The sequence below is a fragment of the Rhizobium aethiopicum genome (assembly GCF_014197535.1).
Taxonomy (GTDB): Bacteria; Pseudomonadota; Alphaproteobacteria; order Rhizobiales; family Rhizobiaceae; genus Rhizobium; species Rhizobium aethiopicum_A.
In genome coordinates this window covers 253,098-273,538 of the sequence record NZ_JACIFV010000001.1, presented here as the reverse complement: position 1 = coordinate 273,538, position 20,441 = coordinate 253,098, and the positions used below count along the sequence as shown (strand labels likewise).

General features: G+C 62.9%; 12 protein-coding genes. 4 read left to right on the top strand and 8 right to left on the bottom strand.

From position 1 onward, the window contains the following. Positions 1-60: 60 nt before the first annotated feature. The 6 genes from rnr to GGD53_RS01430 all read right to left on the bottom strand — a co-directional run bounded on the left by rnr (position 61) and on the right by GGD53_RS01430 (position 9,419). Entirely contained in the window at positions 61-2,433 is a 2,373-nt protein-coding gene (rnr, locus tag GGD53_RS01455) for a ribonuclease R (protein WP_184452913.1), read from the bottom strand. A 1-nt stretch (position 2,434) separates the two neighbouring features. Next, on the bottom strand, positions 2,435-5,089 hold the full coding sequence (gene topA / locus GGD53_RS01450) for a type I DNA topoisomerase (RefSeq protein WP_184452910.1): 2,655 nt from the start codon (positions 5,087-5,089) through the stop codon (positions 2,435-2,437). A 248-nt stretch (positions 5,090-5,337) separates the two neighbouring features. After that, positions 5,338-6,480 carry a DNA-processing protein DprA gene (dprA, locus tag GGD53_RS01445; RefSeq protein WP_184452908.1) on the bottom strand — a complete coding sequence of 381 codons (1,143 nt, stop codon included), beginning with the start codon at positions 6,478-6,480 and terminating at the stop codon, positions 5,338-5,340. Further along, complete coding sequence (gene plsY / locus GGD53_RS01440; RefSeq protein WP_184452906.1) at positions 6,480-7,100, bottom strand: glycerol-3-phosphate 1-O-acyltransferase PlsY; 621 nt, start codon at positions 7,098-7,100, stop codon at positions 6,480-6,482. Before plsY ends, dprA begins: the two co-directional genes overlap by 1 nt. A 76-nt stretch (positions 7,101-7,176) precedes the next feature. Next, entirely contained in the window at positions 7,177-8,466 is a 1,290-nt protein-coding gene (locus GGD53_RS01435) for a dihydroorotase (RefSeq protein ID WP_184452904.1), read from the bottom strand. Further along, positions 8,463-9,419, bottom strand: coding sequence for an aspartate carbamoyltransferase catalytic subunit (locus GGD53_RS01430; protein WP_184452902.1), 957 nt, complete (start codon positions 9,417-9,419; stop codon positions 8,463-8,465). Before GGD53_RS01430 ends, GGD53_RS01435 begins: the two co-directional genes overlap by 4 nt. Before the next feature lie 178 nt (positions 9,420-9,597). Between GGD53_RS01430 and GGD53_RS01425 the strand changes: the two genes are divergently transcribed. Then, positions 9,598-11,256: an acyl-CoA dehydrogenase family protein gene (locus GGD53_RS01425; protein WP_184452900.1), complete on the top strand. Its 1,659-nt coding sequence runs from the start codon at positions 9,598-9,600 to the stop codon at positions 11,254-11,256. On the opposite strand, the gene GGD53_RS01420 is transcribed toward GGD53_RS01425, so the two are convergent. Further along, a complete protein-coding gene (locus GGD53_RS01420) occupies positions 11,238-11,456 on the bottom strand; it encodes a type II toxin-antitoxin system VapB family antitoxin (protein WP_184452898.1) in 219 nt (72 codons plus the stop codon). The genes GGD53_RS01425 and GGD53_RS01420 overlap by 19 nt on opposite strands. Positions 11,457-11,591: 135 nt before the next feature. Beyond that, positions 11,592-14,465 carry an Rne/Rng family ribonuclease gene (locus GGD53_RS01415; RefSeq protein ID WP_184452896.1) on the bottom strand — a complete coding sequence of 958 codons (2,874 nt, stop codon included), beginning with the start codon at positions 14,463-14,465 and terminating at the stop codon, positions 11,592-11,594. Between the two features lie 622 nt (positions 14,466-15,087). Between GGD53_RS01415 and GGD53_RS01410 the strand changes: the two genes are divergently transcribed. The 3 genes from GGD53_RS01410 (at position 15,088) to prfB (ending at position 20,403) form a co-directional block, all read left to right on the top strand. Then, positions 15,088-16,347 carry an N-acetylmuramoyl-L-alanine amidase gene (locus GGD53_RS01410; protein WP_184452894.1) on the top strand — a complete coding sequence of 420 codons (1,260 nt, stop codon included), beginning with the start codon at positions 15,088-15,090 and terminating at the stop codon, positions 16,345-16,347. Between the two features lie 363 nt (positions 16,348-16,710). Then, positions 16,711-19,170, top strand: a complete 2,460-nt coding sequence (locus GGD53_RS01405; RefSeq protein WP_184452892.1) for a penicillin-binding protein 1A — start codon at positions 16,711-16,713, stop codon at positions 19,168-19,170. A 101-nt stretch (positions 19,171-19,271) separates the two neighbouring features. After that, a protein-coding gene (prfB, locus tag GGD53_RS01400; protein WP_164517776.1) for a peptide chain release factor 2 occupies positions 19,272-20,403 on the top strand; the annotation gives its coding sequence in 2 pieces (ribosomal slippage) (positions 19,272-19,340 and positions 19,342-20,403; 1,131 coding nt in all). The last annotated feature ends 38 nt before the right edge of the window (positions 20,404-20,441 follow it).

Below are 20,441 nucleotides of genomic sequence, written 5' to 3'. Positions count from 1 at the left end.
CTTTCAGGCAAAAAGCATGAAGCGCCGCAATGGGACCACTGCTGCTTTCGGCACAGCGGCTTAGCTGCGTCCGCGCGGGGGACGCGTTCCCGGTTTCTTGCGAACCTGGCCCCTGTCGCGGCGGCCGGCCTTATGGAAGGAACGCACCGCCGCCGGCATCTCGCGTCCTTCGCTCAGCATCTCGAAACGCAACGCCCCGGCAAGCGGGATTGCCTCCGCAAGCTTCACTATGACGCTGTCGCCAAGACGATAGCCGAGGCCCGTCTTTTCACCCGACAGTGCCTGATGCGCCTCGTCATAGATGAAATAATCGGTGCCGAGCGTAGATATAGGAACGAAACCGTCGGCGCCATAGTCCGGCAAGGTGATAAAGAGCCCGGATTTCGTAACTCCGGAGACGCGGCCGGCAAACTCCTCGCCGACGCGGGTGCTCAAATGATGGGCGATCAGCCGGTCGATGGTCTCGCGCTCGGCTGCCATCGCCCGGCGCTCGAAGGTCGAGATCTCGGCGGCGATATCGTCGAGCGAGGCTTCTTCGTCGGGGGTGATGCCGCCTTCGCCGAAGCCGAGCGAACCGACCAGCGCCCGATGCACGATGAGATCGGCGTAGCGGCGGATCGGCGAGGTGAAGTGGGCGTATTTCATCAGATTGAGGCCGAAATGTCCGATATTCTCGGGACTGTAGATCGCCTGGCTTTGCGAGCGCAGCACCATCTCATTGACCATGGTCTGGTGCGCCGTGCCGTCCGCCTTGGCCAGAATGCCGTTGAAGCTGTTGGCGCGCATGTTGCCGCCCTTGGCGAGCGAGATGCCGAGTGTCGCCAGGAACTCGCGCAGCACTTCCTGCTTGGCAAGCGTCGGGCCGTCATGGATGCGGTAGACCAGCGGCTGGCGCTTCTTTTCAAGGGTTTCGGCGGCGCAGACATTCGCCTGGATCATCATCTCTTCGATCAGCTTGTGCGCATCGAGCCGCGGCGGCACGAAGACCCGGTCGACTGTGCCGTCTGATTTCAGCAGGATCTTGCGCTCCGGCATGTCGAGTTCCAGCGGCTGGCGCCGGTCGCGTCCGCGCTTCATCACTCCATAGGCGTGCCAGAGCGGTTTCAGGATCGGCTCGAGCATCGGTCCGGTCTTGTCGTCGGGATTTCCGTCGATTGCCGCCTGCGCCTGCTGATAGGAGAGCTTGGCGGCACTCTTCATCATGATGCGATGAAATGTATGGCCGATCTTGCGGCCTTCGCCCGAGAAGCTCATGCGCACGGTGAGCGCCGGGCGGTCAACGCCTTCCTTCAGCGAGCAGAGATCATTGGAGATGCGCTCGGGCAGCATCGGCACGACGCGATCGGGGAAATAGACGGAATTGCCGCGCTTCAGCGCTTCGCGGTCGAGCGGCGATTTGGGGCGGACATACCAGGAGACGTCGGCAATCGCGACGGTGACGATGACGCCGCCAGGATTGTCGGGCGAGGGGTCGAGCTCGGCGTAAACTGCGTCGTCATGGTCCTTGGCGTCGGCCGGATCGATGGTGATCAGCGGCACGTCGCGCCAATCTTCACGATGCGCCATCGTCGCTGGCTTTGCCGCTTCCGCCTCGGCGATCACGGCCGGCGGGAAGATATGCGGGATACCGTGCGCATGGATCGCGATCATCGAGATCGCCTTTTCCGAGCCGACCGAGCCGACAACCGAGAGAACCTTGGCGCGCGGCAGGCCGAAGCGGCCGAGGCGCGCGACTTCGATCTCCACCAGGTCGCCGTCTTTGGCGCCGCCGGTGAAGTCGGGGTCGATCACCATCTCTTCGCCGCGCCGTTCGATCGGCAACAGGCGGCCGCCACCGCCCGGCGCGCTGCGGAAAACGCCCATCGCCGCACCGCGGCGCCTGTCGATCACCTTGATGATACGCGCCGTATAAGCCGGGCCGCCGCGATCGACGGCCGGGAAGATCTTCGCCAGGATTCGGTCGCCGAGCCCGGCGACGGGCGCCTTGCCCTTACCTTGGCGGCCTGCGGGCGATTGCTGGCGGATGGCGACGGCAGGTGCCACACCCTGCTCCTCCGGCCATTCTGCCGGCCGGCCGATGAGGTCGCCGTCCTTGTCGCGCGTCGTGATATCGAGAACGGTGACGGGCGGAAGAGCGCCGGGACGAATGAGCGACTTGCGGCTCTTTTGCAGCATGCCTTCCTGTTCGAGCTCCTGCAGCATATGCTTGAGCTCGACGCGGCTGTCGCCTTTCAGCCCGAACGCCTTGGCGAGTTCACGCTTGGAAGCCTTCTGCGGATGATCGGCGATGAAACGCAGGATCACCTCGCGCGAGGGCAGCGTGCCATGGACGATGTTCAGCGGTTCGACGGCGGAAGCATCCCTGCCGGCGCGGCCGATCTTGCCCGGGCGCTTGCCCGCGAGGTTCGTTCTGTCGCGCGGTGTCCTGCTCACGTCAGCTCTTTTTCGATTTCGCGGGCGCCTTGGCCTTCGCTGCTTTCGGCTTGGCGGCCGTCTTGGTTGTCTTGGCTTCGGCGGCGGCCGCCTTCGGCTTGGCTTTCCCCCTGGCCGTTTTGCCGGCGGGAGCCTTGCCGGCCTTTTCCGTGATCAGCGCAAGCGCCTCCTCGGTGGTGATCGCTTGCGGATCCTTGCCCTTCGGCAGCGTGGCATTGACCTTGCCCCAGTTGACATAGGGGCCGTATTTGCCGTCGCGAACAGTAATGGCGCCGCCGTCGGGATGATCGCCCAGGGTCTTCAGCGCCGCCGGCGTACCGCGCGCGCCCCGGCCCGGCGCCTTGTTGGCTTTTTCGGCAATCAGCGTCACGGCGCGGTTGAGGCCGACGGAGAAGACATCCTCGACGGTTTCCAGATTGGCATAGGAACCGTCATGCAGGAGGAACGGCCCATAGCGGCCGATGCCCGACGAGATCATCTTGCCCGTTTCGGGGTGTTTGCCGATATCGCGCGGCAGCGAGATCAGCGCCATCGCCTTTTCATAGTCGATATCCTCAGGCTTCCAACCCGTCGGCAGCGAGGCGCGTTTGGCCTCCTTGCCGTCGCCGCGTTGGATATAGGGGCCGAAGCGGCCGGAACGGAGCGTCAGTTCCTCGCCAGTCGTCGGGTCGGTGCCGAGGCTCTTCGGTTCGTTGAGCGCGACACCCTCCGCTTCTCCGCCGTTTTCGGAGGAGAGCTGGCGGGTGTAGTTGCATTCCGGATAGTTCGAGCAGCCAACAAAGGCGCCGTATCTGCCAAGCTTCAGCGAAAGGTTGCCGGTGCCGCAGACCTGACAGATTCTGGGGTCGCCGCCATCCTCCCGTTTCGGGAAGACGAGCGGTGCCAGCGCCTCGTTCAGCGAATCGAGCACGTTGGTGACGCGCAGTTCCTTCGTGTCTTCGATTTGCGCGAAGAAATCCTTCCAGAAATCGCGCAGTACCTGCTTCCAGTTCAATTCGCCGGCGGAAATCCGGTCGAGCTTTTCCTCGAGGTCGGCGGTGAAATCATATTCGACATATTTGGTGAAGAAGCTTTCGAGGAAAGCCGTCACCAGCCGGCCCTTGGCCTGCGGGATGAGTTTACGCTTGTCGATCGTTACATAGTCGCGGTCGCGCAGTGTCGCCAATGTGGCGGCATAGGTCGAGGGACGGCCGATGCCGAGCTCTTCCATCTTCTTGATCAGCGAAGCTTCCGAATAGCGCGGCGGCGGCTCGGTGAAATGCTGGGTCGAATTGATCTTCTGCTTGGCGAGCGTCTCGCGCGCATTGATCTCCGGCAGGCGACCATCCTCGTCGCCGTCATCGCTCTGCTCGCCGTCCTCCTTCTGGTCGGTATAGGCGGCGATGAAGCCGTCGAAGCGGATGACCGAACCGACGGCGCGCAGGCCGGCCTTCTCGCCCTTGTTGTCGGCGGTGATTTCGGCCGTCGTGCGCTCGATCTCGGCCGAGGCCATCTGGCTGGCGATACCACGCTTCCAGATCAGTTCGTAGAGCCGGATCTGGTCGGCGTCGAGGAATTTGCGCACGCGGTCAGGAGAGCGGTAGAAATCGGTCGGGCGGATCGCCTCGTGCGCCTCCTGGGCGTTCTTCGCCTTGGTTGAGTAGAAGCGGGCCTTCTCAGGCAGGTAGCGTTCGCCGAACTGGTCGAGGATGGCACGCCGCGCTGCGTCTATTGCCTCCGGCGCCATCTGCACGCCGTCGGTTCGCATATAGGTGATGAGACCGACCGTCTCGCCGCCGATATCGACGCCCTCATAGAGCTTCTGGGCGATCTGCATCGTGCGCGAGGCGGAGAAGCCGAGATTGGAAGAGGCGGCCTGCTGCAGCGTGGAGGTAGTGAACGGCGGTCCCGGGTTGCGCTTGACCGGTTTGGCCTCGACCGTGTCGACGATATAGCTGGCGCCTTCGAGCAGGGCCTTCAGGCGGCCTGCATCCTCGCCGTTGCCGATCGCGCGCGGCTGCAGCCGCTTGCCGTGCGCCGAAACCAGCCTTGCCTCGAACTCGTCGCCGCGCGGCGTCTTCAGCAGCGCCGAGATATTCCAGTACTCTTCCGAAATGAAGCGCTCGATTTCGGATTCGCGATCGCAGACCAGACGAAGCGCGACCGACTGGACGCGGCCGGCCGAACGCGCGCCCGGCAGCTTGCGCCACAGCACCGGCGAAAGATTGAAGCCGACGAGATAGTCGAGCGCGCGGCGCGCGAGATAGGCGTCGACCAGCGGCACGTCGATATCGCGCGGATCGGCCATCGCATCGAGGACGGCCTTTTTGGTGATTGCGTTGAAGACGACGCGCTTGACGGACTTGCCGTTCAGCACCCGCTTCTTGTTCAGCATGTCGAGGACGTGCCAGGAAATCGCTTCTCCTTCGCGATCAGGGTCGGTCGCGAGAAACAGTCCGTCGGAGGACTTCACCGCGTCGGCGATGTCCTTCATCCGCTTGGCCGAAGCGCCGTCGACCTCCCAGAGCATTTCGAAATCCTGATCGGGAAGAACGGAGCCGTCCTTGGCAGGCAGATCGCGCACATGGCCGAAGGAGGCGAGCACTTTGTATCCCGAACCCAGATACTTATTGATCGTCTTGGCCTTGGCAGGCGATTCCACCACTACAACATTCATGATGATTCTCTAAAAAATAGCTACGCCGGCGTGGAAGCCAGCGCAACACGCAGCGCAACATTGGATACCGGCCCTCCGACATGGACAGGGAAATCGCTGCGGTCAAGGGGTTTGCAACAATTTTACCTCTTCCGCCCGTTGCAATCGAAGCGAGATTGCCGGCTTAAAGCAATTTTAAATTGCGGAATGGCGGTTTTCGACGCACCGTTCCGCAGTTCGCAAAGCCGCTCCCTCGTGCCGGGCAAGCTTCAATCGGAAAGCGAGACGAGACCGCCCTGATGCCGATGCAGCCTGCCTAATATATCGAGTTCCAGAAGGATGAGATAGACGGCGGAGGCCGGAAGGCCGGCGTGGCGGATGACATCGTCGATCTCGACAGGCGTCGGCCCGAGCGCGCCGATGATACGCATCCGATCCGAATCGCCGGGTGGCATCGTTATTGCCCGGCTCTCGCGTGCCGGCTCCTCGGCCATCGACAAAGGGAAGAGGTCGAGTTGCGCAAGCGGCGCCAGGGCTTCGATGACATCGGCAGGTTCGGTAACGATCGAGGCGCCATCCTTGAGCAGGCCATTGGTGCCGTGACAGCGCGGATCGAGCGGCGAGCCGGGCACCGCAAACACCAGGCGGCCGAACTCGCCGGCGAGGCGTGCCGTGATCAGCGAGCCCGAGCGCATCGCCGCTTCGATGATCACCACGCCGAGGGCGATGCCGGCAATCAGCCGGTTCCGGCGCGGGAAATCGCGGGCGCGGGGCTCCCAGCCGAAAGGCATTTCGCTCACCGCCAGGCCGTTGCCGGCGGTTATCTCTTCGATGAGACCGATATTCTCCGGCGGGTAGGGCTTGTCGAGGCCGCCGGCAAGGGCGGCGATCGTGCCCGTGCCGAGGCTTGCCCGATGCGCCGCCGTGTCAATGCCGCGCGCCAGGCCGGAGACCACCGTATAACCCGCCCGGCCGCAGTCGCGCGCCACCATCGCAGCGAATTTGGTGCCTGCGGCCGACGCGTTGCGGGAGCCGACGATGCCGACGGCCGGTCGTTTGGCGGCAGCAAGTGCGCCCTTGACGGCAAGAAGCGGCGGCGCGCCGTCGATCTGTTTCAGCGCCTGCGGATAGTCCGGCTCGCCGATCCCGACGAAGCGGGCGCCGAAACGATGCGCCGCTTCCAGTTCCCGGTGTGCCTCGGCCTCGCTGGCAATGCGGATGGCCCGTGTCGCGCCGCCGCGCGCCGAAAGCTCCGGCAGCGCCGCGAGGGCCGCCTCGGCCGAACCGAAATGATTGATGAGATCGCGAAAGGTTGCAGGGCCGACATTGTCGGAACGGATCAGGCGCAGCCAGGCGATCCTCTGCCTTTCGCTCAGCACCGTACCTGTTGATCCCGCGCTCGGCGCGTCCATTAACCCTTCGCCCCGATCTTGCTTTCCGTTCCGCCCATCAGGCGCGAAATATTCGCTTTGTGCTTCCAATAGGAGATGAGCGTCATGATCGCCATGACGGCCGCGACCTTTTCATTGCCCAGAATCAACATGGCAACCGGAATGACGAGCATGGCGACGAGGGCCGACAGCGAGGAATAGCGGGTGGTGACGGCGACCGCCAGCCAGATGGCGGCAAAGAGCACCACCATAATCGGCGCGACGCCGAGAAGCGTGCCGATATAGGTGGCGACACCCTTGCCGCCCTTGAAGCCGATCCAGACGGGGAAGAGATGGCCGATGAAGGCGAAGAAGCCGGCGATGATCGCGGCCTCCTCACCGAGGAAATAGCCGACGATCCAGGCTGCCGCCGATGCCTTCAAGGCGTCGAGCAGCAGGGTTGCCGCGGCGAGCTTGCGGTTTCCGGTTCTGAGCACATTGGTCGCGCCGATATTGCCGGAGCCGATGCTACGCACATCGCCAAGGCCGGCGGCGCGGGTGAGTATCAGGCCGAAGGGGATTGAGCCGAAGAGATAGCCGATGACGGCGGCCGCAAGTGCGATCGGCAGCGTGATCTGCCATGACATGAGATTGGATAACATGTTCCCCCTCAGCCCTCCGTGGCTATCCTCAAGTCCGGCCTTTTCCCCTCTGGGATGAACGGCGATGGTGTCGATTCTAAACTGCGTGGACAAGCTTTCCCGAAACGTAAGTCGCAACCGCTCGCCCGCTGAAGCGCGCATCCTCGAACGGCGTGTTTTTCGAGCGGGAGAGAAGCATGTCTTTGGCGACAAGCCAAGGCTCATCGAGATCGATCAGCGTGATATCGGCCGCAGCACCCGGCTTCAGCGTGCCGGCTTCAAGGCCGAAGATTTGTGCCGGGCGGGTGGACATGGCGTCGATCAGCCGCATCAGGCCGACTTGGCCGCCATGGTGAAGCCTGAGGGCCGCCGCCAGCATCGTTTCCAATCCGACTGCGCCATCGGCCGCCTCTGCGAACGGCAGGCGCTTCGTGTCGACGTCCTGCGGGTCGTGCGAGGAGACGATGATGTCGATCGCACCGTTGGCAAGCGCCTCGGCCATGGCGACCCGGTCGTCCTCCGGGCGCAACGGCGGATAGAGCTTGAAGAAGGTGCGGTATTCGCCGATGTCGTTCTCGTTGAGGGCCAGATTGTTGATCGAGATGCCCGAGGTCACCTTGGCGCCGCGGCTGCGGGCGCGTTCGATGGCCTCGACCGATTCAGGCACGGAGATCATCGCGGCGTGATAACGGCCGCGCGTCAGCTCTGCCACCCTAAGATCGCGTTCGAGTGGGATCAGCTCGGCTTCCTTCGGAATGCCGGAGAGCCCCAGCCAGCTGGCGAAAAGTCCCTCATGCATGACGCCATTGGCGCCGAGATATTTGTCGCGGGTCTCGCAGGAGATGACGGCGCCGAATTCGCGCGCATAGGTCATGATCCGGCGCAGCACCTGCGTGTTGTGGACGCTGGAATGGGCATCGGTGAAGGCGACGGCGCCCGCCTGCATCAACAGGCCGATCTCCGTCATCTCCTCGCCGGCAAGACCCTTGGTGAGGGCGGCCGCCGGATAGACGTTGACGGCGGCCGTGTCCCGCGCCGTCTTCTTGACGAATTCGACCAGCGCGATGTCGTCGATGACGGGATCGGTGTCCGGCATCATGATGACCGAGGTGATGCCGCCGGCTGCCGCCGCCCGGCTCGCCGAGGCGATCGTCTCACGGTGCTCGCCGCCGGGCTCGCCGATATGGACGCGCGCATCGACGAGGCCGGGCGTTGCCACGAGGCCGGTGCAGTCGCGCACGACGGCGCCTTCCGGCGCGCCCTGGTTCTGGGCCCCGCTGCCAGCAGCAAGAATCACGCCATTTTTGGCGATGATCGTTCCGATCTCGTCGAGATTGTGCGAGGGATCGACGATGCGGACATTCTTGAGGACGATCGAATTGCTCATGCCATCATTCCGTCGGTTCGGGGACCTTGGTTCTGCGAGACGAGCAGCGTCTCCATGACGGCCATGCGCACGGCGACCCCCATTTCCACTTGTTCGGCGATCACGCTCTGCGGACCATCGGCCACCTCGGAGGCGATCTCGACACCGCGGTTCATCGGCCCGGGGTGCATGACCAGCGCATCATCCTTCGCCGCTTTCAACGTTTCGGCGTCGAGTCCGTAGAAGTGATAATACTCGCGCACCGACGGCACGAAGGCGCCGGACATGCGTTCGCGCTGCAGCCGCAGCATCATCACGACGTCGGCGTCCTTCAATCCTTCCTTCATCGAGTGGAACACCTCGACACCCATCTCGGCGATGCCGGCGGGCAGGAGGGTGGCGGGCGCGACGACGCGCACGCGTGCGCCCATCGCGTTCAGCAGCAGGATATTGGAGCGCGCCACGCGCGAGTGCAGCACGTCGCCGCAGATCGCCACGACGATGCGCGAAAGCTTGCCCTTGGCGCGGCGGATCGTCAGCGCGTCGAGCAGCGCCTGGGTCGGATGTTCGTGCTGCCCGTCGCCGGCATTGACGACCGAGCAGGAGACTTTCTGGGCGAGAAGCGCGGCCGCACCGGCGCTTGAATGGCGGATCACCAGCACGTCCGGGCGCATCGCATTCAGCGTCATCGCCGTATCGATCAGCGTCTCGCCTTTTTTCACCGAGGAATTGCCGACCGACATGTTCATCACGTCGGCGCCAAGCCGCTTGCCGGCAAGCTCGAAGGAGGCCTGTGTGCGGGTCGATGCCTCGAAGAAGAGGTTGATCTGTGTCAGTCCGCGCAGCGTCGACGTCTTCTTCTCTCTCTGGCGGCTGATCTTGACGGCTTCGTCCGCCTTGTCGAGAAGATAGGTGATATCCTGCTCGGTGAGGCCCTTGATGCCGATGAGGTGGCGGTGGGGGAAAAAGACCATGACCCTGCCTCTTGCTGTCTCTTGCGGGTCTATAATGAGTGCCGCCCGCCGGGGCAAGCACGCGCTGTGGGCAAAGGCTTATGTCCCCATGCATTTTCGCCCAAATTCCGATAGAGCAGAATAAAGCGAATCATAACTTCCGGTTTTCCTTGCCGGGTTCTTGCACTAGAAGCGAACAATGACCTCCGCAAACCGGACTGACGACAAACTCGCAGAACTCAACCAGCCGAGCCTGTGGTCCGGCATCAATGCCTATCGATCCGATCCGCTGATTGTCGATCTGACGGCGGCCTTGCCGCGCGGCATCCGTGAAGACCTGGAAAATATCGGCCGCTACGTCACCTCGCCGGAGGCACAGGAGTTGGCGCGCATGGCAAACCAGGGGGCGCCACAGCTGCGCACCCATGGTCCGCGCGGCGAGCGTCTCGATGTCGTCGAGTTTCATCCCGCCTGGCACGCGCTGATGCGCCGCTCCATGTCGGTCGGCCTGCATTCCTCCGTTTGGGATCCACAGGCCGATATCGAGGCGAAGGACGCAGGCCACAGAGTCCGCGCCGCGCGGTTTTACCTGACGGCGCAGCTGGAATCCGGCCATCTCTGCCCGCTGACGATGACGAGCGCTTCGGTGGCCGCGCTGTCGGCGTCCCCTACGGTGCAGAAGGACTGGGCGCCGAAGATCCTGTCGCGCAAATATGATTCGTCCAACCGGCCCGCCATGCAGAAGTCTGCGGTGACGATCGGCATGGGCATGACCGAAAAGCAGGGCGGCACCGATGTCAGAGCCAACCGCAGCGCTGCCGAAAAGGTCAGCGAAGGCATCTACCGGCTCTCCGGCCACAAATGGTTCATGTCGGCTCCGATGAGCGATGCCTTCATCATGCTGGCGCAGACGAAGGAGGGCATGGGCTGCTTCCTCGTGCCGCGCCTGCTGGAGGACGGGTCGGCGAACGGACTGCAGTTCCAGCGACTGAAGGATAAGGTCGGCAACCGCTCCAACGCCTCTTCAGAGGTGGAGTTCACCGACACCTTCGGTTTTCTGCTCGGCGGCCCGGATGCCGGCATCCGCACCATCCTCGACATGGTGACGTTGACGCGGCTCGATTGCGCGCTGGCCTCCTCAGGCATCATGCGCGCCTCGCTGGCCGAGGCCGTGCATCACACGCGCGGCCGCAGCGTCTTCGGCAGGATGCTCGTCAACCAGCCGATCATGACGCGCGTGCTCGCCGACATGGCGCTCGATGTCGCAGCCGCCACCGCGCTGTCCTTCCGTCTTGCCGATGCTTTCGACAAGGCGCGCGGCAATGCCGAAGAAGCGGCCTATGCCCGCGTCATGACGCCGGTCGCCAAATACTGGTGCTGCAAGATCGCGCCCGCGCTGATCTATGAGGCGATGGAATGCATCGGCGGCAACGGTTACATCGAGGAGCGCCCGATCGCCCGCCATTACCGCGAGGCCCCCGTCAACGCCATCTGGGAAGGCTCCGGCAACGTGATGGCGCTGGATGTGCTGCGCGTGCTCAACCGTGGCAAGGACCTCTTCGAGACGGTCTTCGCAGGTCTTGCCCGCGACCTCGGCCCTGCCGGCAAGAAGACGATCGACGTATTACGCGCAGCAATCGCGCTTTGCGAACAGGACGAGGGCGCGGCGCGCCTGCTCGTCGAGCAGCTGGCACTTGCCGCCGGCGCGGCGGAACTCTATCGGCTCGGGGCAGGGCGCATCGCCGATGCCTTTATCGAGACACGCCTTGCCGGCGGCTGGCGCTCCACTTACGGCATGCTCGATTCCCGCTTCGACGCCAGCTACATCGTCGATCTGCTCTACCCGCCGGCGGCCTGATTGTCAGCGGGGGAATGACGTATCTCGTCGAGGTCGCCTTCCCAGCCGATCCCTGCGAGATCTGCGATCGCTTTTTTCTGACGGTGCTTGTCGACGAGGCTTCGCAAGGCCTGTTCGATCGTAGCCTTTTTCGTCGCCAATCCCGTGGCGGCCATTGCCACGTCGAGCAAGCCCCTATCGATATCCGGAGTCGTTCGCACGGTCGCGTCCCATGTGTGTGATCTCAACAATACACATACTCGCACTGCCTTGAAAATCGATGCTGAATGCCGCCATAAAAAATCCGGCCGCGTCGCCGCAGCCGGATCTCATCATTTACGTCCGAAAATCAGCGTTCAGAAGAAGCCACGGCGCTGCCACCAGCCGGCTTTCTTCGGCTTGCCTTCGTCGCTTTCGCCATTTTCGGTGCGGGTGGATTTCACCGTCGGCTCTGAGGAAGAAATATTGGATTCGCGGTTGGCGCGAACCGGCTTTGCTTCTTCCTGCGCGGGCGTTGCGAGATCGGCCGAGGCTTCGACCACCTCCGGCTCTGCTTCTACGGCTGGTGCCGCTTCCGCTACCGGTTCTTCGACCGGCGCTGCGGCGGGCTTCCGGCGGCCGCGGCCACGGGCAGGCTTTACTTCTTCGGCGACGACAGCCACGTCCTCGACGGCAGCCGTTGCAGCTTGGCTCTCGCTGGCCTGTTCGGCAACCGTCTCGACAATTGCGGCTTCACCGGGAGCGACGTCATCCGAAGTGCCGTCGTCTTCATCCTCGCTGCCGCTGTCTTCGCCGGCTTCATTCGCCGTCAGCTCGGAGCCGTCCTCCCGGTTGCGGCGACCGCCGCGCTTGCCGCGGCGACGGCGCTTGCGGCGCTGCGATTCCTCGGTTTCGGCGCGGCTCTCGGGTGCAGCAGCGGCGGTTTCGTCGCCGTCAGCGCCCTCGTCGTCGCCGTCTTCCTCTTCGTCGCCGGCTTCGCCTGCAGCGGCTGCTGGCTGCTCGGCATTGCCGTTGCGGCCACGACGGCGGCGGCGGCGCTTGCGCTTGCGGTTGCCTTCACCTTCGCCTTCCGAACGCGCCGCAGCGGGACGTTCGGTCGCGGCAGCCTTTTCCTCGAGTTCTTCGTCTTCGTCCTCGTCAGCCTCGATGACGATGTCGTCGTCCTCATCCTCGGGGATGGCTGCGAAATTGAAGAGGCTTTCGATCTTGACCGGGTTTTCCACGGGCTCGCCGCGGTCGATCGCGAAGTGCTGCGCGCCGACCGAACCGTCGGCATCGATGATGATCGCTACGCCAAAGCGCGCTTCGTAATCGACGATCGTCTGGCGCTTGTGGTTGAGCAGGTAGAGCGCGATGTCAGGCGTGGTGCGCACGGTGATGTTGTGCGTCGTGTTCTTGAGCAGATATTCCTCAATGCCACGCAGCACATGCAGGGCGACGGAGGACTGTGAACGGACGTGGCCGGTGCCGCCGCAATGCGAGCAGACCTGGGTCGTCGACTCGAGAACCGAAGCGCGGATGCGCTGACGCGACATTTCGAGCAGGCCGAAATGCGAGATCCGGCCGACCTGGATGCGGGCGCGGTCGTTCTTCAGGCATTCCTTCAGCTTCTTCTCGACGGCGCGGTTGTTGCGCTTCTCTTCCATGTCGATGAAGTCGATGACGATCAGGCCGGCAAGGTCGCGCAGGCGAAGCTGGCGGGCGATTTCTTCCGCGGCTTCGAGGTTCGTCTGCAGCGCGGTGTCCTCGATCGAGTGTTCGCGCGTCGAGCGGCCGGAGTTGACGTCGATCGAAACCAGCGCTTCCGTCTGGTTCATGATCAGGTAGCCGCCGGAACGCAGCGTCACCTGCGGCTGCAGCATGCGGTCGAGCTGGGCCTCGATGCCGGAGCGCGAGAAGATCGGGTGGATGTCGCGATAGGGCTGAACCACCTTGGCATGGCTCGGCATCAGCATCTTCATGAAGTCTTTCGCTTCACGATAGCCTTCTTCGCCGGCAACGATGATCTCGCCAATATCCTTGTTGTAGAGGTCGCGGATCGAGCGCTTGATCAGTGAGCCTTCTTCATAGACGAGGCAGGGAGCGGTCGACGCCAGCGTCAGCGTGCGGACGTTTTCCCACAGGCGCATCAGATATTCGAAATCGCGCTTGACCTCGACCTTGGTGCGGTTGGCACCGGCGGTGCGCAAGATCACGCCCATGCCTTGCGGCACTTCGAGCATGCGGGCGATTTCCTTCAGGCGCTTGCGGTCCTGCGGATTGGTGATCTTGCGGGAAATGCCGCCGCCGCGCGCCGTGTTCGGCATCAGAACCGAATAGCGGCCTGCAAGCGAGAGGTAGGTGGTGAGAGCGGCACCCTTGTTGCCGCGCTCTTCCTTGGCGACCTGAACCAGCAGGATCTGGCGGCGCTTGATGACTTCCTGGATGCGATACTGCTTGCGCGGCTTGCGCTGCACGCGGTCCGGCACCTCTTCCATTGCGTCTTCGGCGCCAACGGATTCGATGACTTCCTCTTCGCCGTGATCATCGTCGTCATCGTCGTCATCGTGGCGACGCTTGCTGGTGTCGATGTCCTCGGAGATGGCGTCGGTTTCCACCATCGCGGCCATCGTGCCGCCGGCAGGGGCGTCATCGTCGTTGTCGACACTCGAAGCGCCTTCCGCTTCGACGTCTGTCGGAACGGCATCTTCCGTCGCGGTTGTTTCGGCGACCTTCTTGCGGCTGCGGCGTGGTTTGGTCTTTTTGGCCGGGGCTTCTTCGGCGGCCTCGGGCGGAGCTACGATCTCCGGCGCTGCAGCAACCTCTTCGGTGGTTGCCTCGTCGGCTGCGACAACCGGCTCCGGCGCTTCCGCCGGCACGATGCCGACATCCGGCTGGTCCTGGGTCGAAAGGTCGACCATGGGCGCGGTTTCGACGTGCTCGACGTCTTCGTCGCGACGGTGCTCTTCGGCCTCGGCCCGAAGCAGCGCCTGACGGTCGGCGAGCGGTATCTGGTAATAGTCAGGATGGATTTCGGCGAAGGCCAGGAAGCCGTGCCGGTTACCGCCGTAATCGACGAAAGCGGCCTGCAGCGAGGGCTCGACCCTCGTTACCTTTGCAAGATAGATATTGCCGCGGATCTGCTTCTTGTGCTGCGACTCGAAGTCAAATTCTTCTATGCGGTTCCCGCGAACGACAACGACGCGCGTCTCTTCCTCGTGAGACGCATCGATAAGCATTTTGTCTGCCATGTAAGCTGTGCTCCTCGGCGTGGCCGCGAGAGCGCATTCCCGACTGCTGTTGAAACAGAAAGAATGCGGTCCACCGTGGCCGCGCCGGATAATGAAAGTCGCGCTTGACGCGAAGGGAAGAGCAGCAGCCAGACCGCAGCCGGAACCGTTTCGGTCCGGGGCCTGTACACTTCAGATAAAACCTGCTGCGAAACCATCAACAACCAAGCGTGATCGACAAATACGAAGACCCGGTTCGGGTCCGATGAGGTTGCTCCCTGAGAGCGTGGTGGCTGATCCACCAATGAAGTTCCGACAGAAGCCGGAAAATCAGGATCCAGTTCCCGGGTTGAAGCGCATGAGACGGCGGACGATGACCGATGTGGCGCCAGGTCCAGATCTGGCTGGCAGCCTTTGCGGCGACTCTATCCCGTCAACACTTCTACCCTAAAATGCGTTGTATGTTTTCTCTGTCACAATAGCAAGGGAAAAGCCAAATGTGCCATAATATTGATGGATTTCGAATCGCATAGAAACTGGGGGCAGGTGACCGCGATTCGGCAGGCGGCAAGGCGTTTCGCTCTCGGGCGTCCGTTCCGGCCAATCAGGTCCATCGCGGTTATAAATAGGGTGTGGCGGTTGATTGTTTAAGAGGGCTCGGATCGCGGCGCAGTCCGCAACGCGGCGATCGACATTCGCAAGGCGGGTTCAGACGGCGGTGCTCATTGCAGCTTGCCTCCTGCCTGGCCTCGCGGGTTCGGCCGAGACGAAGGATCCGCTGCTCGCTTATGGGGCGCGCATCATCGGCGATGACGCCAGGACGCGCATTGTCATCGATTTCGACCGCGAACCGCGTTTCTCCGTCCATTATATCGCCAATCCGGAGCGGATCGTCGTCGATCTGCCGGCCACCGCCTTCGGTTTCCCGGGGAAGGATTTGGCCGCTCGCGGCCTCTTCAAGGATATCCGCTACGGCAAGATGGATGAGGAGAGCGCCCGCATCGTGCTGACAGCGGCAAGGCCGGTGAAGCTCTCGCTCGCCAAGGTGCAGGCCGACGAGGCGGGCAGGGGTCATCGCCTGGTGCTCGACGCCGAAATGATCGATAAGGAGGCCTTTGCCGAACTGGTGAAGACACAATCGTGGGATGATCGGGCCGAGGCGGCTCAGACGACGAGCGCCATTCCGGCGCCAGAGAAAGCCACCCCCGGCGATTTCGTCATTGCCGTCGACGCCGGCCATGGCGGCATCGATACCGGCGCAATCGGCGTCGACACGAAGACCGAGGAAAAGCAGGTGACGCTTGCCTTCGCCAGGGCTCTGGCCGACCGGCTGAACAAGGAGCCTGGCATCAAGGCGTTCCTGACGCGCAGCGACGACGAGTTCCTGTCGCTTTCCCAGCGCGTGCTGATCGCCCGCCAGAACCATGCAGGCCTGTTCATTTCACTGCATGCCGATACGCTGAAACAGAAGGATATCCGCGGCGCGACGGTCTATACGATTTCGGACAAGGCCTCCGACAAGCTCGCAGCCGATCTTGCCGAGCGCGAAAACCTTTCCGACCAGATCGCCGGCAAGGAGGTAGTCGCCGAGCCCCCCGAGGTCGCCGACATCCTGCTCGATCTGACGCGGCGCGAGACGCAGGCCTTCTCGATCTCGCTGGCCGAGAGCGTGCTGAATTCCTTCAAGGACCAGGTCGGCACCATCAACAATCCCCACCGCCACGCCGGCTTCCGCGTGCTGCAGGCGCCCGACGTGCCGTCGATCCTGCTCGAGCTCGGGTTCCTGTCGAATGCCGAAGACGAAAAGCTGCTGCTCGACGAAACCTGGCGCACCAGGATCGCCGATCTCCTGACCGAGGCGGTGAAGCGATACCGCACCGGCGTCGTGGCGAATGGCGGCTGATGGACGCCGTTCAAAAAATCGCTAGCGGCTGCTGGAACGGCGGCAGCTTGAAAAACAGAGACTTAGCCTGCCTCGTCTGATTCAAATTCTGAGCAAGATGTTTCAATCAGGAACAGAACGGGCGTTGCTTGGATGTGACAGTCCTGATGAAACGCTGCCGCGGCGGTGATTGCGGCGGGCAGAGCCCTATTTTGCTCACATTCGCGCCGTTACTCCGGCTTATGTTTCCTAGCTTGAGGCGCGGAATCGGCTTGTGGCGGTAGCGCTCATGGAGTAAGCCGCGCGCAACGTGCAAATTGTCTCGATCTGTGCAATCGTTGCGTCTGCGCCGATTGCAGATCGAAGAGACCGGTAGCTGAAAATATGCTTAGACTTCTTGGATATTTCTTCGGAATGGCCTGCGTCCTGTTTCTGGTCGCGGCGGCGGGTATCGCCATCTATCTCGCCAATGTCGCCAGGGATCTTCCGGACTATGCCGTTCTGAACAGCTACGCGCCGCCGGTGACGACCCGCGTCCATGCCGGCAACGGCGCTCTGATGGCCGAATATGCCAAGGAAAAGCGTCTCTTCCTGCCGATCCAGGCCATTCCCGACCGTGTCAAGGCCGCTTTCCTATCAGCCGAGGACAAGAATTTCTACAACCATCCGGGCGTCGATCTCACCGGTCTCGGCCGCGCAATTCTCGTCAACCTGCAAAATTTCGGTTCCGGCCGCCGTCCCGTCGGCGCTTCCACGATCACCCAGCAGGTGGCTAAGAACTTCCTTTTGAGCTCGGACCAGACGATCGACCGCAAGATCAAGGAAGCAATCCTCTCTTTCCGTATCGAGCAGGCCTACAGCAAGGACAAGATTCTCGAACTCTACCTGAACGAGATTTTCTTCGGGATGAATTCCTATGGCATCGCCGGCGCAGCACTGACCTATTTCAATAAGTCGGTCACCGAACTGACCGTCGCCGAGGCCGCCTATCTGGCATCGCTGCCGAAGGGGCCGGCCAATTATCATCCTTTCCGCCATCCTGAGGCGGCGCTCGAGCGTCGCAACTGGGTTATCGATCGCATGGTCGAGAACGGCTATGTCAGCCAGAGCGACGGCGCGGAAGCCAAGAAGCAGCCGCTCGGCGTTACCGCCCGCAGCAACGGTCCGTCGCTCTTCGCGTCCGATTACTTCGCCGAAGCCGTACGCCGCCAGCTAATCGACCAATATGGCGAGAAGGTCCTCTATGAGGGCGGCCTTTCCGTGCGCACATCGCTCGATCCGCAGATGCAGCTCGCCGCCCGCAAGGCGCTGCAGGATGGCCTGGTGACCTATGACGAGCGCCGTGGTTTTCGTGGGGCCATCAAGCAGATCGACCCAAGCGGCGACTGGGGCAAGGCGCTTGCCGATATTCCCGCGCTATCCGACGTTCCGGAATGGCGGCTCGCCGTCGTGCTCGCCGTCTCCGACGACAACGTCGACATCGGCCTGCAGCCGGCCAAGGACGGGAGCGGCAAGGTTGCGGCGGACCGTCTGCGCGGCACCATCGACGCCAAGAACATGCAATGGGCCTATCGTTCGGCGGATGGCTCGCGCAAGACGGCGAAATCGCCGGCCGGTGTCCTGAGCCCGGGCGATGTCATCTATATCGAGAAGCTCGGTGACGACGCGTCGACCTCCTATCGCCTGCGTCAGCCGCCGAAGGTACAGGGCGGCCTCGTCGCCATGGATCCGAAGACCGGCCGCGTGCTCGCGATGGTCGGCGGCTTCTCCTATGGCCAGTCCGAATTCAATCGCGCCACTCAGGCGATGCGCCAGCCGGGCTCCTCCTTCAAGCCCTTCGTCTACGCAGCGGCGATGGACAATGGCTATACGCCGGCCTCCGTCATCATGGATGCGCCGATCGAGATCGTCTCGGGCGGCCAGGTCTGGAAGCCGGAAAACTACGGCGGCGAATTCGGTGGCCCGTCGACGCTACGCTCGGGCATTGAGCATTCGCGCAACCTGATGACGGTGCGCCTCGCCAACGATCTCGGCATGAATATCGTTGCCGAATATGCCGAACGCTTCGGTATCTACGATCACATGCTGCCGGTTCTCTCGATGTCGCTCGGCGCCGGCGACACGACAGTGCTGCGCATGGTCTCGGCCTATTCGGTCATTGCCAATGGCGGCAAGCAGATCAAGCCGACGCTGATCGACCGTATCCAGGACCGCTACGGCAAGACGATCTTCAAGCATGAGGAGCGCCTCTGCGAGGGCTGCAATGCCGGCGACTGGCAGAACCAGGAAGAGCCCAATGTAGTCGACAACCGCGAAACCGTCCTCGACCCGATGACCGCCTACCAGATCACCTCGATGATGCAGGGCGTCATCCAGCGCGGCACCGCCGCCGGCAAGATCGATCTCGGGGGCCGCGACGTCGCCGGAAAGACCGGCACCACCAATGACGAAAAGGATGCCTGGTTCGTCGGTTTCACCCCGGATCTCGTCGCCGGCCTTTATATGGGCTTCGATACTCCGGCCCCGCTTGGCCGCGGCGGTACCGGCGGCGGTCTCTCCGCCCCGATTTTCAACGAATTCATGCAGGCCGCCGTTAAGGACATGCCGGAATCGAAGTTCGTCATTCCGCAGGGCATGAACCTGATCCCGATCGACCGCAAGACCGGCATGGCCGCCGCCGACGGCGATCCGAACACGATCGTCGAAGCCTTCAAGCCCGGTACCGGACCCGCCGACAGCTTCTCCGTCATCGGCATGGACAGCACCATGGCGCCGGAGGAGATCCTGAAAACCTCGCCGCAGGCCAACCAGGCCGTTCAGACCGGCACGCCAGGCCTCTTCTGAGCCTCATCCAATTTTGGAAGCCCGCCCCGGCTCTTTACATCCGCGGCGGGCGTCTCTATGTCACCAGCACTTGAAGAAGACCGTTACAGAGAAGCAGGGAAATGCGAGCCGAAATCGAAAACGTAGTCGATGAAACCAAGCAGGCTATCACCCTGCTGAGGAGGCATCTTTGACTGGGACCAGGCGATAAGACGACTGGACTGGTTGAACAACAAGGCAGAGGATCCGAACCTCTGGAATGACGCTGCCGAAGCTCAGAAGCTGATGCGCGAGCGCCAGCAGCTCGATGACGGCGTTAGCGGCGTCCGGCAGCTGGAACAGCAGCTGAAAGACAATGTCGAGCTGGTCGAGCTTGGCGAGGAAGAAGGCGACGAAGGTGTCGTCAAGGAAGCCGAGGATGCCTTGAAGGCACTGAAGGCCGAGGCCGCGCGCCGCCAGGTGGAGGCGATGCTCTCCGGCGAGGCCGACAGCAACGACACCTATCTCGAAGTCCATTCCGGCGCCGGCGGCACCGAGAGCCAGGACTGGGCGAACATGCTGTTGCGCATGTACACCCGCTGGGCGGAACGCCAGCGCTTCAAGGTCGAGCTTCTCGAAGTCCATGACGGCGAAGAGGCGGGCATCAAGTCCGCGACCCTGCTAGTCAAGGGCCATAATGCCTATGGCTGGCTGAAGACGGAATCGGGCGTGCATCGTCTGGTGCGCATTTCCCCCTACGACAGCAATGCGCGCCGCCATACGTCCTTCTCGTCGATCTGGGTCTATCCGGTCGTCGACGACTCGATCAATATCGACATCAACGAAAGCGATTGCCGCATCGACACCTATCGTTCGTCGGGCGCCGGCGGCCAGCACGTCAACACGACAGACTCGGCCGTACGCATCACGCATATCCCGACCGGGATCGTGGTGGCCTGCCAGCAGGAACGTTCGCAGCACAAGAACCGCGCCAAGGCCTGGGAAATGCTGCGTGCCCGCATGTACGAAGCAGAGTTGAAGAAGCGGGAGGAGGCCGCGAGCGCCGAAGCCGCTTCCAAGACGGATATCGGCTGGGGTCACCAGATCCGCTCCTACGTGCTGCAACCCTACCAGCTGGTCAAGGACCTGCGCACCGGCGTTGCCAGCACCGCTCCAGACGATGTGCTCGACGGCGATCTGAACGAATTCATGGAAGCGGCCCTTGCCCACCGCATCAGCGGCGCCGCCGATGCGGTCGTCGAGGATGTCGACTGACAGTCAGCATCGTGGAAATCAGAAAGCCCTGGAGACGG

What these genes read in the sequence shown, in the direction of transcription:
- GGD53_RS01405 (WP_184452892.1), top strand. Translation starts at nt 16,711, where the DNA reads ATGCTTAGACTTCTTGGATATTTCTTCGGAATGGCCTGCGTCCTGTTT.
- dprA (WP_184452908.1), bottom strand. Translation starts at nt 6,480, where the DNA reads ATGGACGCGCCGAGCGCGGGATCAACAGGTACGGTGCTGAGCGAAAGG.
- GGD53_RS01415 (WP_184452896.1), bottom strand. Translation starts at nt 14,465, where the DNA reads ATGGCAGACAAAATGCTTATCGATGCGTCTCACGAGGAAGAGACGCGC.
- topA (WP_184452910.1), bottom strand. Translation starts at nt 5,089, where the DNA reads ATGAATGTTGTAGTGGTGGAATCGCCTGCCAAGGCCAAGACGATCAAT.
- GGD53_RS01435 (WP_184452904.1), bottom strand. Translation starts at nt 8,466, where the DNA reads ATGAGCAATTCGATCGTCCTCAAGAATGTCCGCATCGTCGATCCCTCG.
- GGD53_RS01425 (WP_184452900.1), top strand. Translation starts at nt 9,598, where the DNA reads ATGACCTCCGCAAACCGGACTGACGACAAACTCGCAGAACTCAACCAG.
- plsY (WP_184452906.1), bottom strand. Translation starts at nt 7,100, where the DNA reads ATGTTATCCAATCTCATGTCATGGCAGATCACGCTGCCGATCGCACTT.
- GGD53_RS01430 (WP_184452902.1), bottom strand. Translation starts at nt 9,419, where the DNA reads ATGGTCTTTTTCCCCCACCGCCACCTCATCGGCATCAAGGGCCTCACC.